The following is a 19,281-nucleotide window of genomic DNA, read 5'->3' as shown; positions in this document are numbered from 1 at the left end:
GGGCCGGCCCGGCCGGGAGACCCGGCGCGGACCGGCCCGCGAGGCGGCCCGATCAGTCGGTGACGGTCACCGTGACGGTACGGGGCGGCTGCTGGTACTGCCCCCGGTTGTCCATGCCGCGGATCGTCACCGTGTACGTGCCGGCCGGGATCACCGGCGACGTGTACGCGAAGTTCGACCCCGGCGAGCCCGGGCTGGTGAGGAACGTGCCGATCCACGGCCAGCTGGTCGGCGCGCCCGCGCGGCCGAACGTGCCGGCCGAGTTCATGCCCTGCCCGGCGCTGTTGCCGATCTGCACCTCGACCTTCTGCATCCCGCCGTCGTCCACCGCGCGGCCGGTGATCACGATCCGGCCGCCGGTGTACGCCTCACCCTCGACCGGCGTGATGCTCGGCTCCAGCGTCGGGTCGGTGTCACCCGGGTAGACCAGGTAGCGGGCGGTGGCGCCGCTGGTCGAGTTGTCCTGCTGACCGGCGGTGTCCACGGCCCACGCCTCGACGCTGTACGTGCCCCGGGTGGGCAGGTCGATCGGGAGCGTGAACGCCGTGCTTGTCGCGCCGGGCGCGGCGAGCGTCGCGTCGACTGTGGCGAACGCGGCGGCCATGGTGCCGTCGGGCTGCACGTACCGGCCGGTGTCCAGGTCGCGCAGCGCGATCCGGACCGCCCGGACCCCCTTGTCGTCGGTGGCGGTGCCGGCCAGGTCCAGGTGCAGCTGGTCGATGTCCTGGTTGGTGCCGGTGAAGCTGAGCAGCCCGTTCGGGAAGGCGTCGCCGGGCACCTGGGCGGTGACGGTGAGCCGGCCCATGTTGCTGCTGGACGTGGTCAGGCCGAGCTTGTCGGTCGCCCGTACCCGGAAGTCGTAGACGCCCGGGGTGAGCGGCACCGTGGTGAACGACCAGTCGAACGTCGCGGCGTCGAGATTGGTCGGGGAGATCCGGTGGTAGCCGGCGACCGAGTCGGCGCCCCACGTGCCGTCGCTGGCGAGCGCCTCGCGGGTGGTGTTGTTGCGCAGGTAGATCTCGACCGACTTCAGGGCGTCGTCGTCGCTCGCCGTCCCGGCGAACGTCACGGCGCCCCCGGGCGCGACGGTGAACGGCACGGCGTTGCCCGGCGGGGTCATCGCCACCGGCGAGGTGATCGCCACGGTCGGCGGTACGCCGTTGGCGGAGACGGTCCAGTCGCGGGTGTCGCCACGCAGGTCGCTCTGCCCGGTCGTGTCGACGGCGGTGGCGGTCATCCTCCACTGTCCCTCGATCGGCAGTGTGACCTCGTACTGCCAGGTGGTGGACGTCGCGCCGATCACGTCCGGCTCACCGCGGAAGGTGTTGTAGACGGCGGCGACGGTGCCGTCGTCCTGGAGGTACCGGTTGTCGGAGGTGCGGAACGAGTAGATGAGCGAGTTGACGCCCTTGTCGTCGGTGGCGGTGCCGGAGGCCACGAACGTCTGCGTGGCGAGCAGGCCGGCCGCCGGCGCGCTGATCCGGGTCGTCGGCGGCAGGTCGTCGAAGCGGAACGCCTCGATCTTCTTGACCGCCTTCGTGGTGTCGCCGGCTCCCTTGCGGTCGAACGTCTTCGCCTGCAACTGGTAGACGCCGGCCGGCAGCGTCACCGGCAGGCTCCACGTGGTGGAGGTGGCGTTCGGCGCGGCCACCGTCGTGTTGATCGCCTTGAACGCGCCCCAGGTGGTCAGGTCGGCCTGGAGGTACTTGCCGCTGTTGCGGTCCTGGATCTCCAGCTGGACGCGGGCCACGCCGGCCGGGGCGAGCGCCTGGCCGCTGATCGTGAACGACTCGCCGGCCGGCTTCACCGCGCCCTCGATCGGCGTGGTGACAGTGGTGTCCAGCGCCGCGGGCGCGGGCTGCTTGGACAGGTCGAAGAAGGCGACCCGGCCGGTGGTCTTGCCGCCCTTGACGTTGCCGTCACCGCCGACGAGCAGGCCGCGCGAGGTGGCGAGCATCGCCTTCTCGCCCTCGTACGAGTTGGATCCGGGGTTCCACTCCAGCGCGGTGCCGGTGAGCGGGTCCAGCGCGCCGAGGTGGTCACGGCGGACCACCTGGTCGCCGAGGCCGTAGCCGCTGAGCCCCTGGCCGGTGCCGTAGCCGACGTTGTCCAGGCCGGGCCACGGCACGTTCGAGGTGGGCGACTCCTGCCAGCTGAAGTGCCCGCCGACGTAGACGGCGGTGTCGGTGATCGCGACCGAGTAGATGCTGTCGAAGTGCCGGGAGATCCAGAGCGGCTCGACGTGGTCGTTTCCGGTCAGCGGGTATGCGATGGCGGTGTCGTTGATCGGCGGGCGGTCGCCACCGGAGCCGCTGGTGACCACGAAGTACGAGTCGTCCGGCGCGATGTCGCCGGCGAAGACCCGCTGGATGCCGCCGACGAAGGACAGGTTGTCCTCCCACAGCCGGGTACGCCAGGGCAGCAGCGCCTTGCTCGCCGTGCCGATGAGCGCCACGCCGTAGCGGTCCTGGCCGGCGATCTGGCGGCCGGTGTGCACGACCAGCAGCTTGCTGCGGTCGTGGGTGAGTTTGAGCTGCTGCACGGTGAGCATGCCGCCGACGCCGATGCCGCCGGTGACCGGCAGGTTGAATCCGGTGTCGACGGCGCCGGTGGTGGGGTTGAGCGCGGCCAGGCCGCTGCGGCCGACCCCGTTGACGGTGGCGAACTGGCCGCCGACGTAGACGGTGTTTCCGCTCACGGCGAGCGCGGTGGCCCGCGAGTTGGCGGTGGCGGTGAACGCGGCGACCGGCGCGCCGGTGGCCGGGTTCAGCCGGGCGATCTTGCGCTTGGTGACGCCGTTGATGGTGTTGAACGAGCCGGCGATGTAGAGCGACGAGCCGTCCGGCGACGCCTCCACCGCGGCGACCGCCCCGTCGATGACCGGCTTGAACCCGGTGTCCACCTTGCCGGTGTCCAGGTTGTACGACGCCAGGGACCGCTGCGCGATCGCTGATCCGCCGACGTTGGCGATCGAGGTGAACGTGCCGGCGATGAAGACGCGGTTGCCGATCACCTCGATGTCGGTGATCTCGCCGTTGGTGATCCGCGGCGTGTCGGTGCGGGGCGTGGCCGGCATCAGCCGGGTGTCCCCGGGGGTGGCCAGCGCACGGGTCGCGGTGGTACGCGCGGCGCCGAGCGCGGCGCTGCTTCCCGTCGCCTGTGCGCCGGTGTGGCCGGCCACGCCGGCGTCCCGCACGGTGACGGTGGCGGCCACCGCCGGCACTCCCGCCACCACTGTCGCGCCGGCGGCGACGGCCGCCACCGCGCGAAGCCAAACTCGCATCGAGACAACTCTCCCTGTCCGCCGGGACGGCCCCCTCGGGTGATTCCCGGGTCCCCTCCGTCCGCGTGCCGGACGCCACCGTAGGAGGCAAGGACTTCTCGCGATACGTGCCGCACCGGTAATCGACCGGTCGCCATCAATTTCGGCCACACCGGCGGTGCGGCTCCGCCGATCGGGTCACCGGCTGTCACCGTCCGGCCGTGCGTGCCGTCCGGTCCGGGACACCATCGTCCCGGCGGGCCTCAGGGCGCCTCGCTGCCGCGCTTGTCCTCCTGCGCCAGCACCGCGTCGCGCCGCTGCGGGTCGTCGCGCCCGGCGAGCGCCGCCGACAGCGTCGGGTCGGCCGCGAGCCGCTCCCGGTTGCGGTGCCAGAACGCCTCGAAACCGCCCGTGTACGGGCACGCCGTGTCGCCGAGCGCCACGTCGGGTTCGTACCGGCAGCCGGCGCAGTGGTCGCCGATCCGGTCCATGTGCGTCCCGTCGAACGCCCACGGCCGGGTGTCGACGCGGGCCAGGTCGGCGTACTGGCTCATGCCGATGACTGTGGCGTTCATGACCCAGTCCGCGCCGTCGACGAAGCTGCGCCGGAACCAGTCGGCCAGCTCGGCGGGACGCCAGCCGCGTTGCAGGCCGTAGTTGCCGAGTACGGTCAGCCGGGCGGTGTGGTGCGCCCAGCCGGTGTCCCGGACGCCCGCGAGCACGTCGGCCAGGCAGCGGGCCTCCACCGCGTCGGCGTCGAGCCGGTCGAACCACTCCGGCAGCGGCTGGGTCGCGGCGAGCCAGCCGGCGCCCCGGAACTGCGGCGCGAAGTACCAGTAGAGCTGCCACAGGAACTCGCGCCAGCCGAACAGGCCGCGCACGAACCGGTGCACCGCCGCGGGTGGCGCGGCGCCGTCCCGGGCGGCGCGCTCGGCGGCCCGGATCGCCGGTTCCGGGTCGAGCAGGCCGCTGTTGAACGCAGACGACAGCGCGCTGTACGCGAGCAGCCGGTCGCCGTCGCGGAGCAGGTCGTGGGTGTCGGCGTACGCCGGCAGCCGGTGGGTCAGGAAGTGCGTGAGCCGGGCCTGCGCCTCGGCGTGCGTGGCCGGGTGGCGGCGCGGCCCGTCCCGGCCGGTGAACCGGATCCCCTCGTCCGCCCAGCGGTCCAGGTCCCGGCGGACCTGCGCGTCGATGTCGTCCTCGACGATCGGCGGGGGCGGCGGCACGTCGACAGGGGTCCGGGCGCGGGGACGGCGGGCGGGCGCGGGCAGGTCGCGCAGCACGTCGTGACGCTCGCGGGCGTACCGGTAGAAGTCGTCCATCCGCAGCCGGCCGCGCCGCCGGTCGGCCCAGGCGGCGAAGTCGGCGCGGTCGGTGACGAATCCGCGCGGCGGCAGCACGGTCAGCCCGTCCACGGTACGGGCGAACGCCAGCGCCGCCCGGGACGCCGGGTGCACCACCTCGACCGGCTCGTCCAGCCCGGTGAGCGCGGCGCGGAACGTGCCGGCCCGCACCAGCCGCGCCCGGTCGCCGAGTTCGGCGGCGCGGTGCCGCAGCGTGGACAGGATCAGGTGTGCCTTCTGCCGGTGCATCGGCCGGGCGGCGAACAGCGACCGGGCCTCCACCAGCAGGACGGGCTGCGTGTCGTCGTCGAGGAAATGCGGTCCGACCTGATCCGCCAGGAGCCAGCGCCAGGGTGCCAATGCCATCCCTTCACAGTGGACGTACGGTCAGTCGCCCCGTACCCGGGGGTGGCGGTGGTCGGTGAGCCGCAGGCCGACGCCGCGTACCGCCGCGATGGTGACGCCGGTGCCCAGTTCGTCGAGTTTACGGCGCAACCGCTTCACCAGGGACTGCACGTCGGCCCGGCCGTGCGTCGGTGCGTCGTGCCAGACCGCGTGGTGCAGTTCGGCGTAGCTCCACACCCGTACCGGCTCGGCGGTCAGGCAGGTGAGCAGGTCGCGCTCCAGGCGCGTCAGGGCGGTCTCCCGGATGCCCCACCGGGCGCTCGACCGGGCCGCGTCGATCACCAGCGCGCCGTCCGGCGCGGGCTTCGCCGGGGGTACGGGCGGGGCCGGCGCGTCGGCCGGGGCCGGCCCTTCCGTGATCAACTCGCGCAGCTCGTCCAGATCGGCGACCATCAGAAGGGGCGCGACGCCGTCCAGCAGCTCGGTCAGCCGCAGCCGCTCGGCCGGGGACGACGTCACCCCGATGACGAGCGAGAAGGGGCGCTCCGACGGGTCGGTGCCGGAGTTCGCCGCGTTCGTGCCGTCAGTCGTCACCGCGCCCCACCGTGACAGAAACTGTCAACAGGCCACCCGATCCGGGGGCCTGTTGGTGACATGTTGCTCACGTACGGTCATTGATCGTTCCTTACTGTCGATCATAGTGTCCACTCAGGCGTCCGGCGCAGACCCGCACGGCGCCCAGGGGGCCTGGGGGGTTCTTTTCACACCGGTCTAGCAGTCGGGAGAGCACATCTCCTGGCCCTTCTGCCATGGCTCGATCATCCGCGGGTCATCGGAACAGGAGGCAGCACCGATGCTGAGACGTCCACACAGATGGGGCCCGGCCCGGCGGCTGGTGAGCGCGGGCGCCGCCCTGGTGCTCGCCGCCACCGCGCTGGCCGCGACCGGCACGGCGGCACAGGCGGAGACGGGCGCGTCGGCCGGCGACAAGATCCGTCCCGAACTCACCCGCCAGCTCCAGGGCAAGAGCGAGGGCGACTTCTGGATCCACTTCGGCGCCAAGGCGGACCTGAGCAAAGCTTCCGCGATCAAGGACTGGAACGAGCGCGGCGCCGCCGTCGCGGCGGCGCTGAAGAAGACCGCCGCCGACAGCCAGTCGAAGATCCGCGCCGAGCTGGACCGCTCGGGCACGAAGTACCAGACCTTCTGGGCGACGAACGCCATCAAGGTCACCGACGGCTCACTGGCCATGGCGCAGAACTTCGCCGCCCACTCCGAGGTGGACGGCCTGTACGCGCCGGTGGAGTACAAGCTGCCGGAGACCACCCCTGGTACCGACGAGAAGTCGGCGAACGCCCTGGAGTGGGGCATCGCCAACATCAACGCCGACGACGTCTGGTCCCAGTACGGCGTCAAGGGCGCCGGGATCACCGTGGCGAGCATCGACAGCGGCGTCCAATTCGACCACCCGGCGCTGGTCAACGCCTACCGGGGCAACAACGGTGACGGCACCTTCGACCACGACTACAACTGGTTCGACGCGGCCGGCGACTGCGCCACCGCGCCGTGCGACTCCGACGGCCACGGCACGCACACCATGGGCACCATGGCCGGCGCCGACGGGGCCAACCAGATCGGTGTCGCCCCCGAGGTCAAGTGGATCGCCGCGAACGGGTGCTGCCCGACCGACGCCGCGCTGATCTCCTCCGGGCAGTGGATGCTGGAGCCCACCGACCTCGACGGGCAGAACCCGGACGCGAGCAAGCGGCCGAACATCATCAACAACTCGTGGGGCACCACGGCGCCGTCCAACGAGCCGTTCATGGAGGACGTCACGAACGCGTGGACCGCCTCCGGCATCTTCGGCGTGTGGTCCAACGGCAACAACGGCCCGTCCTGCCAGACCAGCGGCTCACCGGGCAGCCTGGCGAGCAACTACTCGGCCGGCGCGTACGACGTCAACAACAACATCGCCAGCTTCTCGTCGCGGGGCACCGGGCAGAACGGCGAGATCAAGCCGAACATCTCGGCGCCGGGTGTGAACGTGCGCTCCAGCGTGCCGACCAACTCGTACGCCAGCATCAGCGGCACCTCGATGGCGGCGCCGCACCTGGCCGGCGCGATCGCGCTGCTCTGGTCGGCGGCGCCCACCCTGGTCGGCGACGTCACGGCCACCCGCGCGCTGCTCAACGACACGGCGATCGACAAGGCCGACGCGCAGTGCGGCGGCACCACCGACGACAACAACGTCTACGGCGAGGGCCGGCTGGACGCGCTCGCGCTGCTCGCCGCCGCCCCGATCGGGGACAACGGCACGCTGGCCGGCAAGGTCACCGACGCCGCCACCGGGGCCGGGGTCGCCGGCGCGACTGTCACCCTGACCGGCGCGGCGGACCGCACGCTGACCACCGGCGCGGACGGGACGTACTCCTCGCTCCTGCCGGCCGGTGACTACCAGGTGGTCGTCTCGGCGTTCGGGTACGCGACCCGCACGCTGCCGGCGACGATCACCGCGAACACGACCACCACGCTCGACGTGGCGCTCACCGCGGTAGCGAGCGTCACGGTCAGCGGGCAGGTCACCGACGGGTCCGGGCACGGCTGGCCGCTGTACGCGAAGGTGAGCGTCGAGGGCACGCCGATCTCCGACTACACCACGCCGTCGACCGGCCGCTACAGCCTGTCGCTGCCGTCCGGGACGACGTACCGGCTCACCGTCGAGCCGCAGTACGCGGGCTACCTGACCACCACCGAGGAGGTCACCGTCGGCACGGGCAACGTGACCGCTGACATCGCGGTGGAGGCGAACCCGGAGGCGTGCGCCACCGCCCCCGGCTACACGGTCAGCTCCGACGGCGAGTACGAGACGTTCGACGGCACGGGTGTGCCGGACGGCTGGACCGTGGTGGACAACGCCGGCAGCGGCCAGGTCTGGGAGTTCGCCGACGCCGGTGAGCGCGGCAACCTGACCGGCGGCAGCGGCAACTTCGCCATCATCGACAGCGACAACTACGGCAGCGGCGGGCGGCAGGACACGTCGCTGGTCAGCCCGGTGGTCGACCTGACCGGCGTGACCGCGCCGGTGATCCGGTTCAACCAGGACTACAACTGGCTCAACAGCGACCGCGCGGACGTCGACCTGAGCCTGGACGGCGGTGCCACGTGGAGCAACGTGCTCCGCCAGGCCGCCGACGTACGCGGTCCGAGGGTGACCGAGGTGCCGATCCCGCAGGCGGCCGGCCAGTCGCAGGTGCAGGTGCGCTTCCACTACTACGAGGCGAGCTGGGAATGGTGGTGGCAGGTCGACAACGTCCTCATCGGCAGCAAGCTCGTCTGCAAGCCGGTCAAGGGCGGCCTGGTCCTCGGCCACGTCCGGGACGCCAACGACAACGGCTATGTCAACGGCGCGACGGTGACCAGCAAGGACCGCCCGGCGGAGAAGGCCACCACAGTCGCCACGCCCGACGACACCGAACTGCCCGACGGCTTCTACTGGATGTTCTCGTCGCTGACCGGGAGGCACCCGTTCACCGCCAGTGCCGGGAACTACGTGAGCCAGACCAAGCAGGTCACGGTCGAGGAGGACTGGGCCACCGCGGCCAACTTCCGGCTCGCCGCCGGCCGGCTGTCGGTGAAGCCGACGTCGATCACCGGCACGGTCCGGATGCCCAGCGGGAAGGTCAGCAAGACGTTCACCGTCACCAACACCGGCGGGGCCCCGGTCACCGCCGAGTTCAGTGAGCGCGACGGCGGGTTCGTGCTGCAACGGGCCGACGGCTCCACCCTGTCCGAGCAGCAACTGCTCGGCTCCACCGGTGCGCCGGTCCAGCGGCTGACCGCCGCCACGTCGCTCGCGGCCCGCTCGTCGGGCAAGTCGTCGAACGCGATCGCCGCCGCCGCACCGCAGGCGGACCCCTGGACCACCATCCCGGGCTACCCGGCGAACGTGATGGACAACCGGGTCGTCAACGTCGACGGCACCGTCTACTCCATCGCCGGTGGCGACGGCACCACGTCGAGCGCCAAGAACTACAGGTACGACCCGATCACCCAGGCGTGGACCGGCATCGCCGACCTGCCCGGCGCGCGCAACGCCATGACTGTGGGCGTGATCGACGGCAAGATCATCGCCACCGGTGGCTGGGGCGCCGCCGGACCGGACGCCGCCACCTTCTCGTACGACCCGGCGGCGAACACCTGGACCCGCAAGGCCGACAATCCGGCGCCGCGCGCGGCGGCCGGCCAGGCGGTCGCGGGCGGCAAGCTGTACGCGATCGGCGGCTGCACCACCGCGAGCTGCACGCCGATGGCCAACTCGGTGGTCCGGTACGACCCGGGCGCCGACGCCTGGGAGACGCTGCCGGCGTACCCGAAGTCGGTGGCGTTCCTGTCCTGCGGCGGGATCGACGGCACCGTCTACTGCACCGGCGGCAACGACGGGACGGTCTCGCAGAAGGCCGGTTACGCCTTCGACCCGGGCGCCGGCGCCTGGACCGCCATCCCGGACGCGCCGGCCGACAGCTGGGCCGCCTCGTACGCGGTGGCCAACGGCAAGCTCCTGGTCGTCGGCGGGTCGCAGGGCGGCGCCATCACCAACGCCGGCTTCGCGTTCGACCCGGCGACCGGCTCGTGGGCCAACCTGCCCAACGCCAACACCCCCCGCTACCGGGGTGGCGCGGCCTGCGGGTTCTACAAGATCGGCGGTTCGTCGGGCGGCTTCACGGCCACCAAGGACAGCGAGGTCCTGCCCGGCTTCGGCGAGTGCGCCGAGGGCTCTGCGGACGTGAGCTGGCTGACCGTCGACAAGTCCAAGGTCACGCTGGCGCCGGGTGAGAAGGTCACCGTCACGGTCGGCATGACCGCGAACGTCGACCAGCCCGGCACGTACTCCGCGTCCGTGGTGATCAAGGAGAACACCCCGTACACGGTGGAGCCGGTGGCGGTCACCATGATCGCGCAGCCGCCGACCACCTGGGGCAAGCTGTCCGGCACGGTCTCCGGCAAGAGCTGCCAGGGCGCCACCGCGCCGCTGGCGGGCGTGACCGTGCAGGTCGACTCCTGGGCGAACTCGTACACCTTCACCACCGACGCCGAGGGCCGATACGCCTACTGGATGGACCGGCGCAACAACCCGCTGACGCTGATCGTCGCGAAGGACGGCTGGAAGCCCCAGACGCGCCAGACGAAGATCAACAGCAGCACGCCCACCGTTGAGGACTTCACCCTCTCCCCCACCCGCTGCTGACCCAGCACCCGACGAGGACGGCCCGCCCGGCGCACAACACCGGGCGGGCCGTCCCACTCTTGTCGATCAGTGAGTGAGGGTTGTCAATCGGCTCCCGGAGAGATTTTGGTACCAAACGGCCCCCATAGGGCCCTTTCCTACCAAGATCCTCGACCCTCCCATCATACGGAACGCCAATCTCGCGGGGCGGGAGGCAGCCGAGGCAGCAGCCAGCCGAACCAGGATCTCCAGCCCGTACCGGCCCACGAGCTGCGAGCGGCGGGCAGGCCCGAGTGGAACATCACGGGTGTCAAACCGCCCTCGACACACCCCTCACGTTCCACTCCCGCCGCACTCACCCCTGTGCGGCGTGATCTTGCGCTTTCGGCCCTGGCAAAGCGCGCCAAAGGGGTATCCCGAGGGCCGGAACTGCAAGATCGCCGGGGCGGGGCGGCGGGGCGGGGCGGGGTTACGGGGTGAGGCGGAAACCTACGCCTCTCACCGCGTGGATCGTGGCGGGGGCGTCCAGGCGGCCGAGCTTGTGCCGGATCCGGCGGACCACGGAGTGCATGTCCGAGCCCCGGCCGAGGTGGTCGTTGCCCCACACCGCCCGGTGCAGTCGGGCGTACGGCCACACCTGGCCGGGCGTACCGGTGAGGCAGACGAGCAGGTCGTGCTCCAGCGGCGTCAACCCGATCTCCCGCTCCCGCCAGCGCAGCACCCGCCGGTCGGAGTCGACGGCCAGCTCCCGCCCGGACGGCTCGGCCGGCGTCTCGTCGGCGGAGGGCGGGGGCGGCGCCGGGGCCAGCGCGGGCCGGCGCACGAGGTCGAGGAATCGGCGGGCCTGATGGGCACTGGAGACGATCAGGAACGACTCGGTGCCGCCGAGCAGTTGGGCGAGCTGCCGGCGCTCGGCCGACGAGGACGCGATGCCGATGACCAAGGACGGGAGCCCTGTCATCCGTTCCCACCTTTCCGGCAGGCCGAACCACAACGCCGGGTGGTCGCCAGGCACGACGTTGCGGAGGCACCTGGCTTGCGGAGTTCGACCCGAGGGGTGCGGGAGCTGCGGCTTCGTGAGGCTTCGGGGTGAACTACCGGGATCATATAGCCGAGCACCGATGATTGGTATAGCAGTTAACGTCGATGTAACTACCTGCAACAAGGTGTTCGAGGCAAGGTGCGCGGGCCGCACGCGTACCGATGAGAGCCGGGACGTACGGCGGTCCAATGCATGTGATCACGCACATGCTCTGCCTGGCCGACGGGACACCGACCCGCGCGGACATCGCGGCCCGCTGCGCCGAACTGGCCGAGGCGCTGCGCGGCCGCGACCGGGGCGTGGTGGTGTGCGACGTGTCCGCGGTGACCGCGCCCGACCTCGTCACGGTCGAGGTGCTGGCGCGGATGCGCCTGACCGCCCGGCGGTTCGGCTGGCGGCTGGAGGTACGCGGCGCGGGCGACGACCTACGCGAGCTCGCGGGCCTGCTCGGGCTGGCCGGCGCCCTCCTCGAGCCGGTCGGGCAGCCCGAACAGCGGGAACAGGCGGTCGACGTCGAGGAAGTTGTTGAGCGACGTGATCCGGCCGCCGGAGACGCCGACCACGATCAGCGCCCAGGGCACGTGGCCTGATCCGTCCGGGTCGCGCCGGTAGTGACCGAACGCGGGCATGCCGTTGGCGGCGGTCGCGACCAGGCGGGAGCCGCGGCAGCCGCTACCGGTGCCGGACATCCACGCCGCGATGTGCTCGGGCCCGCGCAGCCACAGCGGCAGCGGCGGCATCGACAGCGTCGCGTCCTCGTGCAGCAGCGCGGTGAGCGCCGTCAGGTCGTACGCCTCGAAGGCGCGCACGTAACGGGCGAGCAGTGCCTGCTGCTCGCTGTCGAGCGGCCGGCGCACGTCGGCCTCGGTGTCGGCCGAGGCGAGCGTGGCGCGCGCCCGTTGCAGCGCGCTGTTGACGCTCGCCACCGACGTGTCGAGCAGGTCGGCGACCTCCTGGGCCGACCAGGCCAGCACCTCGCGCAGGATCAGCACGGCCCGCTGCTTCGGCGGCAGGTGCTGCAACGCCGCGACGAACGCCAGCCGGACCGACTCCCGGCCGGCGACCACCTCGGCCGGGTCGGCGACCTCGGGCAGCACCCGGTCGTCGGGCGCCGGGCCGAGCCAGATCTGCTCCGGTCGCGGCTCACCGGGGTGGGTGGCGGTGCCGCTGCCCGCCGGGCCGAGGTCCATCGGCCGGATCCGGCGCTGCGCGCTGGTGGACATGGTGAGGCAGACGTTCGTCGCGATCCGGTAGAGCCAGGTCCGCAGCGCGGACCGCCCCTCGAACCTGTCGAAGTTGCGCCAGGCCCGGACGAACGTGTCCTGCACCGCGTCCTCGGCCTCGAAGGCCGAACCCAGCATCCGGTAGCAGTAGCCGGTCAGCTCCGACCGGTACGCCTCGAGTTGCGCCTCGACGGGGACGCTCGCCACCTCGCTCACCTGGCTGAAACTAGCCCACATGCTGCGTGAACGCGAGCACGGCGGGCTCGCACCGATGAATCCGGCCCGCCCGCCCGGTCCGACAGTCGTCAGGTCACCACGTCCGAGGAGCACCGATGACCACAGCGCAGCGCGACGAGACCCACGCCCCGGGACGGTACGCCGACGTGAACGGCGTCCACCTCTACTACGAGACGCACGGCGAGGGCCGGCCGATGATCCTGCTGCACGGCGGTCTCACCTCGGGTGAGATGTTCGCGCCGATCCTGCCCGCGCTCACCGCGAAGCACCGGGTGATCCTGGTGGACCTGCAGGGGCACGGCCGCACCGCCGACGTGGACCGGCCGCTCGACATGGCGCTGATGGCCGACGACGTCGCCGCGCTGATCGACCACCTCGGGCTGGACCGGCCGGACGTGGTCGGCTTCTCCCTCGGCGGCGGCGTCGCCCTGCACACCGGTTTCCGGCACCCGGGCAAGGTGCGCCGGCTGGTCGCCGCGTCCGCGCACATCCGCCGCGACGCGGTGTACCCGGAGATGCTGGCGCAGCAGGGCCAGGTCGATGCCGCGGCGGCCGAGTACATGAAGGACACCCCGATGTACGAGCTGTACCAGCGGGTCGCGCCGCGTCCGGAGGACTTCCCCCGGCTGCTCGACAAGATCGGCGAGGCGATGCGGACGGACTTCGACCTGACCGAGCAGGTCCGTGCCCTGCGGGTGCCGACGCTGGTGGTCGCCGCGGACGCGGACATGGCCCCGCCGAGCCACTTCGTCGAGGTGTTCGGGCTGCTCGACGGCGGCCGGCGCGACGGCGGCTGGGCCGGTGAGGGTCGGCCGGCGGGCGGGCACGCGCTGGCGATCCTGCCCGGCCTGACCCACTACGACATCGACCAGTCGCCGCTGTTCGCCGCGGTCACCCTGGACTTCCTCGACCGGGACCGCTGACCCGTCAGCGCTCCGGGCGCCACGGTCCGGTCGCACCGCCCGACCAGATCCGCCGATCATGGAGTGGTGGCACCAGGCAAAATCCGCATCGAAGACATCTGAGGCGCCACAAGTCCAGGATCGACGAAATCGGCCGGGAGCGTCGGGCGCGTTCGGCACTACGATGCGAGCGTGGCTCGGGTTCGGCGTCCGTACGGGATGGTTGCCGCCGTCATGGCGGTGCTGGTGCTCGGCGCGGGCGCGGCCTGGGGAGTCGACGACGCGTTGGGGCTGAGCCACACCCCTGCCGACGTGCCCCGGGAGCTAGCCGTGGCAGCGCCGCCGCGGCCGGCCGCGGCGGTGCCGCCGCTGTCCTCGATTGTGGTGCCCGACCACGTCCGCACGCGCAAGGCCGCCGCGGCCGTGGCAGACGCGCTGTCCGCACGGGGCCGCCCCCGCCCCACAGTCACCCGGACCGCGCCGGACCGGCCCGCGCCGCCCACGGGCACGAGCAACAGCCCGGGCGGGGCCGGCATGTCGACGGTGACCACGCTGCGGGCGGACCTGCGGCCCGGCGGCGCCGCCGAGTCGTACCGGATCGACGCCGGCCGGGCCGCGCTGACCGTCACCGGCGACCTCGCGGGCGTCACGGCCGGGCTCTACCGGCTGGCCGACCGGATCCGCTCGGGCGCGGAGGTGCTACCGGCGGCGGAGGCGGGCCGTCCGGTCACGCCCAGGCTGGGGCTGCGGTTGACCGACGCCGGCTCGGTCGGCCGTGAGCCGGACCCGGCGGCGTTCGCGGCCGGCGACGACTACAGCCTGAACGCCGACGTGGTCGCTCCGGCGCTGCTGCCCCGAGCGCCGTGGGTGGACGCCGCCGCGGTGGCCCGCATCGGCGCGCAGTTCCGGCAGTTCGTCGACCACGCGGTCGCGCGGGGCTACAACGGCGTCGTGGTGCCGGGCTTCCTGGAGTACGTCACGTTCGCCGGAGTCGGCGACGGGCACGCGGTCTACCCGGCCGGGGACCCGCACGTCGACCGGGCGCGAGCGATGGTCGCGGCGTTCGGCCCGGTCTTCCGGTACGCCGACGAGATGGGCCTGCGGGTCTTCCTGCTCACCGACATGCTCGCGGTCTCGCCGCCGCTGGAGAGGTACCTGGAGCGGACCGTCGGCGGGCTCGACCCGACCGACCCGCGCCTCTGGACGGTCTACCGGGCCGGGCTGACCGAGCTGTTCGGGAGCATGCCGTTCGTCGCCGGTCTGATGGTCCGCGTCGGTGAGGGCGGCGAGGTCTACGCCGGCAGCGGCTGGGACTACACGTCGAAGCTCGCGGTCACCACGCCCGCCGGCGTACGCGCCATGCTGCGGGCGCTGCTCGACACGGCGGCACAAGCCGGCAAGGAGATCGTCTTCCGGACCTGGACGGTCGGTGTCGGCGCAGTCGGTGACCTGCACACCAACCCCGAGTCCTACGAAGAGGTGCTGGGCGGGTTCGACGACCCGCACCTGATCGTGTCCACCAAGTACACGCTCGGGGACTTCTACAGCCACCTGCCGCTGAACACCACCCTGCTCGGCGGCGCACACCGCAGGATCGTGGAGTTCCAGGCCCGGCGCGAGTTCGAGGGGTTCGGCGCGCTGCCCAACGACCTCGGTCCGCTGCACCGCGACGCGCTGCGCGCGTTCCTCGCCGCCAACCCGCGCGTCGAGGGGGTGTGGAACTGGACCCAGGACGGCGGTCCGCTGCGCGCCGGGCCCATGTCGCTCTACCTGCGCACCGGCTTCTGGCAGCTCTACGAGCTGAACACGGCGGCGGTGGCGCGGCTGGCCTGGAACCCGGACACCGACCCGGCCCAGGTGACCGCGGAGTGGGCGTACCGGACGTACTCCGCCGACCCGGCCACCGTGGCGGCGATCGGGCAGGCGATGGCCCTTTCCCGGGCGGCGGTCACCACCGGTCTCTACATCGGCCCGTACGCGGACACGTCGGTGCGGGCCCTCGGGCTGGAACCGCCGCCGATGATGTGGATCTTCGAGTGGGACATCGTCACCGGCGACTCGGCCGCGCTCGACAGCATCTACGCGGTCGCCCGCGACCGGGTGGACGCGGCGGTCGCCGAGGGCGACGAGGCCGTGGCGACCGCCCGGCGGATGCGCGACCTGGTGGCCGGCACCGACCCGGCCACGTGGCGGGACGCCGGCCTGCGGCAGCGGTTCGTCGACACGCTCGACTACCAGGTGGACCTGTTCGTGACGCTCGGCGCGTACCGGACCATGGTGCTGCGGCACGCGCAGTGGCTCGACACCGGCGCCGACGCCGCGTACAAGCGCTGGCGGTCCGCCGCCGACGCCTACCGGGAGGCGCGCGACCACCACCGGCAGCGCTACGGCGGGAACCTCGACCTGCCGGCGTACCGCTTCACGGCGGCCGACCTCGGCGCACAGCGGGCGGACCGCGACCCGGCGATGGCCTGGGCGGCGCGGGCGCTGCTGATCCTGGTCGCGGCCCTGGTGGGGTGGGGCCTGTGGGGGCGCGGACCGGGCGGCGCGGCGGCGCGGGCGCTGCTGAGCGGCGCGCTGCGCCCGTGGCGGCCGGCCGAGTTGCCGACGCCGGCGGCTCGGGTGGACCGGGTGCTGGTCTGGCTGGTGCCGGCGGTGGTGCTGGTGGCGAGCCGGTTGGTGTTCACCTGGTTCGCCGCACCCGCGCACCTGCTGGTCACGCTCGGCGGGTGGGCGCTGTTCGCGCTTGTCGCCCGGCTGGCGGTGGGCCGCCGGGATCCGTTCGCACTATGGGCGGTCCTCGGCGGGGTGGCGGTGCTGCGCAGCGCCCTGCTGCTGGCGGTGCTGGCCGGGCGGGGCCCCGGCGGCTACTGGTTCGTGTTCTGGACCGCGCCGGCCCGCCGGGCGGTCTACCTGACCGTGGCGGTGGCGGCGTTCTGCTGGCTGTTCGTGGCGACCGCGCTGGTGCTGCGTGACCGGTACGGCATGACCCGCCGCCGCGCCGCCGGGCTGGTGCTCGCCGCCGCCGGGATGCCGCTCGCGGTGCTCGGCGGGCTGGTCGCGTGGGCCGGCGCGGAACGCGCGCTGACCGTGTGGAACGACCAGATGGCGCTGCTGCCGTGGGGGTTGTCCCGGATCCTCGGCATCACCGTTCATCTGGGCATCCCCACCGGGCTGCCCGGGTACGCGGCCGGCGCCGGGGTGGTCCTGGCCGCCGCCGGGCTGCTGCTGTCGGCCGGTCGTCAGGTCAGCGGGGACGGCGACTCCGCGCCCGGCACCAGCAGCCGGGGATCGCCGGTCCCGTCGGCCGGCACCGACCAGACGTCCGGGCGGCCGTCGTCCTGGCGCAGCGTGTAGGCCAGCGTCGCGCCGTCCAGCCAGGCTGCCTGGTCGTCCACGCTGGCGCGCTCGGCGGTTGCGGTCACCCCCATGGTGCGCAGATCGAGCACGGACAGCCGCCAGCCCTTCGCCGGGTCCGCGTCGACCGCCTCCTTGAACGCGATCCGGGTGCCGTCCGGCGACAACGACGGGCACTCGACGTTCTCCCGTACCGTCGTCACGGTCCGGGCGCCGGCGTCGCCCCGGACCAGCCAGCGCTTCCCGGCGCTGGACATGGTGGCGTAGAAGACGTTGTCGTCGTCCGCGAACGTGACGCCCCAGAAGTTGACGTCGGCGCTGCGGTAGGGCCGGCCGCCGAGCCGGACCGCGAAGTCCTCCAGCGTGGTCACCTCGGCGCCGGTACGGGTGTCGAGGAATCCGGTGCGGGTGGAGAAGCCGCTGCTGGTGTAGGAGTCCCCGCCGACGAACGTGGTCCAGGAGACCATCCGGCCCGACGCCGACACCCGGGCCCGGTTGGGCAGCCCCGGCACGTCCAGCCGTCGGATCGGGCGCAGCTCCGCGTCCAGCACCACCACCTGGTACGACCACGGGCTGCTCGGGGCCAGGCAGACGCCGGTGCCGGCGGCCGCGTACACCCGCAGGCACTCCTGGTGCGAGATTGCGCGGGGGCCGGTGGGGTCGGCCAGCGCGGCGGTCGACACGTGCCGGTCGGTGACCGTGAGCAGCCGTGGGCCGGGGCGCAGCGTCACCGCCCGGTCGGCGGCCGGCGCGGGGGCGGCGCGCGGCGCGGACACGACGGCGTAGCCGGTAGCCAGCGCGCCCAGCGCGACCGCCGACGCGAGCACCGTGGCCAGCTTCGCTCGGGTCGACATCATCGGGACCACCTCGGGGTAGCGGACACGGGAGCGAGTAGGAGCACGCTGACCAGCAGCGCGGCGGCCACGGCCACGGCGGCGACGCCGGTCGCCACGCGCGGACCCCAGACCTGCCAGGCCAGGCCGAACAGGACCGAGGAGACCAGGTACGCCAGCGCCTGGCCGGTCTGCACGAGCGCGATGCCGGTGGTGCGGACCCGGGCCGGCAGGACCGGCCCGGCAAGCGCGATCAGCACGCCGTCGGTGGCGGCGTAGAACAGGCCGTAGAGCCCGAGCGTGAGCACGAGCAGCGGCCAGCCGTGCACCGGACCGGCGAGCAGCAGGTACGTCCCGCCGAGCGCGACGTAACCGCCGACCACCACCGGCAGCCGGCCGATCCGGTCGGCCAGCGCGCCGAGCGGCCCGGCCAGCAGCAGGTACGCCAGGCTGGTGCCGACGGCGAGCAGCGGGAACCAGCGCAGGCCCACGTCGGCGCGCCGTTGCAGCAGGAGGTAGACGAAACCGTCGCCGACAGTGGCCAGTCCGAGCAGCGCGGCGGCCAGCACCAGGCGGCGGGGCGCGCGATCGCGCAGCAGGTCGGCCGCCTCGCGTACGGTGACCCGCCGCTGCGGCGGGCCGGTGGGCGGGGCGGGCGGGCGCTCGCGGACGAACAGCACGAACACCACGACGGCGAGCGCGGCGACGCAGAAGCTGGCGACGAACACCGCGTCGTAGTTCGGCCCGGCGACGAGCAGTACCGCCAGAGCGACGAGCGGACCGAGGAACGCACCGACGCTGTCCATGGTGCGGTGCACGCCGAACGCCCGGCCGAGCGCGTCGGGCGGGGTGGCCAGCGTGATCAGCGCGTCCCGGGGCGCGCTGCGCACGCCCTTGCCGAGCCGATCCACGGCGATCACCGCGCCGATCGCCGGCACCGACCGGCCGGCGAGCAGCAGCCCGAGCTTGGCCACGGCGGAGAGCGCGTAACCGGCGCCGGCGACGAGTTTGCGCCGCCGGAACCGGTCGGCCGCGAAACCGCCGGCCACCCGCAACACCGCTGTCGCGCCGCCGTAGAGGCCGTCGAGGACGCCGAACGCCAGCGGGCTGAGGTTCAGCCCGAGTACCAGGTAGAGCGGCAGCACCGCGGTGACCATCTCGGCGGAGACGTCGGTGATGAGGCTGACCGTGCCGAGCGCGAGCACGGTTCCGCCGATCCCGGCCAGGCGGCGGCGCGGCCGCCCATCCGGCGACGGGTCGGTCACCGGACGGGACACGGTCGACAGGTACACGGGCGGTCCCTCCGCGGTCGGCGACGTGACGAGCAGCCATCGTGCGAGCGGGATCGCGCCGCCACAACGGACGGCGGGTGCCGGCCGGGCGTGCGGCCGGCAAACGATTCACGAACATCGAGGATTTTCCCTGCCCGGACGCGTCGTTCACGTGTTCGTCGCCCGCCGGCCCATCGACACTCCTACATTCCGTGAGCTGTCATCACCCCCATGGAAGGAGC

General features: G+C 72.9%; 10 protein-coding genes and 1 pseudogene. 4 read left to right on the top strand and 7 right to left on the bottom strand.

Annotation, left to right across the window (positions count from 1 at the left end):
- Positions 1-52: 52 nt before the first annotated feature.
- The 3 genes from KSK32_RS21800 to KSK32_RS21790 all read right to left on the bottom strand — a co-directional run bounded on the left by KSK32_RS21800 (position 53) and on the right by KSK32_RS21790 (position 5,544).
- Positions 53-3,283, bottom strand: a complete 3,231-nt coding sequence (locus tag KSK32_RS21800) for an Ig-like domain-containing protein (RefSeq protein ID WP_216932867.1) — start codon at positions 3,281-3,283, stop codon at positions 53-55.
- Between the two features lie 242 nt (positions 3,284-3,525).
- Complete coding sequence (locus KSK32_RS21795; protein WP_254187143.1) at positions 3,526-4,971, bottom strand: cryptochrome/photolyase family protein; 1,446 nt, start codon at positions 4,969-4,971, stop codon at positions 3,526-3,528.
- Positions 4,972-4,992: 21 nt separating this feature from the next.
- The gene (locus KSK32_RS21790; RefSeq protein WP_216932866.1) at positions 4,993-5,544 is read right to left on the bottom strand and encodes a winged helix-turn-helix domain-containing protein; all 552 of its coding nucleotides are present in this window, start codon (positions 5,542-5,544) and stop codon (positions 4,993-4,995) included.
- 259 nt (positions 5,545-5,803) lie between these two features.
- Here KSK32_RS21790 and KSK32_RS21785 point away from each other — a divergent pair, with 259 nt between their 5' ends.
- Positions 5,804-10,195, top strand: a complete 4,392-nt coding sequence (locus tag KSK32_RS21785) for a S8 family serine peptidase (protein WP_216932865.1) — start codon at positions 5,804-5,806, stop codon at positions 10,193-10,195.
- 448 nt (positions 10,196-10,643) lie between these two features.
- On the opposite strand, the gene KSK32_RS21780 is transcribed toward KSK32_RS21785, so the two are convergent.
- Positions 10,644-11,135 carry a winged helix-turn-helix domain-containing protein gene (locus KSK32_RS21780; protein WP_216932864.1) on the bottom strand — a complete coding sequence of 164 codons (492 nt, stop codon included), beginning with the start codon at positions 11,133-11,135 and terminating at the stop codon, positions 10,644-10,646.
- A gap of 242 nt (positions 11,136-11,377) precedes the next feature.
- Between KSK32_RS21780 and KSK32_RS35000 the strand changes: the two are divergent.
- Positions 11,378-11,611 (top strand): annotated as a pseudogene (locus KSK32_RS35000) (hypothetical protein); the annotation flags it as partial.
- A 30-nt stretch (positions 11,612-11,641) separates the two neighbouring features.
- Here KSK32_RS35000 and KSK32_RS21775 read toward each other — a convergent pair.
- The gene (locus KSK32_RS21775) at positions 11,642-12,676 is read right to left on the bottom strand and encodes a sigma-70 family RNA polymerase sigma factor (RefSeq protein ID WP_216932863.1); all 1,035 of its coding nucleotides are present in this window, start codon (positions 12,674-12,676) and stop codon (positions 11,642-11,644) included.
- A gap of 95 nt (positions 12,677-12,771) precedes the next feature.
- Between KSK32_RS21775 and KSK32_RS21770 the strand changes: the two genes are divergently transcribed.
- Positions 12,772-13,599, top strand: a complete 828-nt coding sequence (locus tag KSK32_RS21770) for an alpha/beta fold hydrolase (protein WP_216932862.1) — start codon at positions 12,772-12,774, stop codon at positions 13,597-13,599.
- A 171-nt stretch (positions 13,600-13,770) separates the two neighbouring features.
- Positions 13,771-16,935, top strand: coding sequence for a hypothetical protein (locus tag KSK32_RS34600; protein WP_289256358.1), 3,165 nt, complete (start codon positions 13,771-13,773; stop codon positions 16,933-16,935).
- Here KSK32_RS34600 and KSK32_RS21760 read toward each other — a convergent pair.
- Complete coding sequence (locus KSK32_RS21760; protein ID WP_254187142.1) at positions 16,821-17,792, bottom strand: hypothetical protein; 972 nt, start codon at positions 17,790-17,792, stop codon at positions 16,821-16,823. The two genes, KSK32_RS34600 and KSK32_RS21760, sit on opposite strands and share 115 nt — an antisense overlap.
- A complete protein-coding gene (locus KSK32_RS21755) occupies positions 17,789-19,060 on the bottom strand; it encodes an MFS transporter (RefSeq protein WP_216932861.1) in 1,272 nt (423 codons plus the stop codon). Before KSK32_RS21755 ends, KSK32_RS21760 begins: the two co-directional genes overlap by 4 nt.
- Positions 19,061-19,281 lie beyond the last annotated feature (221 nt).

Source organism: Micromonospora sp. WMMB482, from assembly GCF_019038635.1.
GTDB classification, from domain to species: Bacteria; Actinomycetota; Actinomycetes; order Mycobacteriales; family Micromonosporaceae; genus Micromonospora; species Micromonospora marina.
The sequence above is the reverse complement of the archived record's forward strand: the minus strand, read 5'-3'. Positions and strand labels throughout refer to the sequence as shown.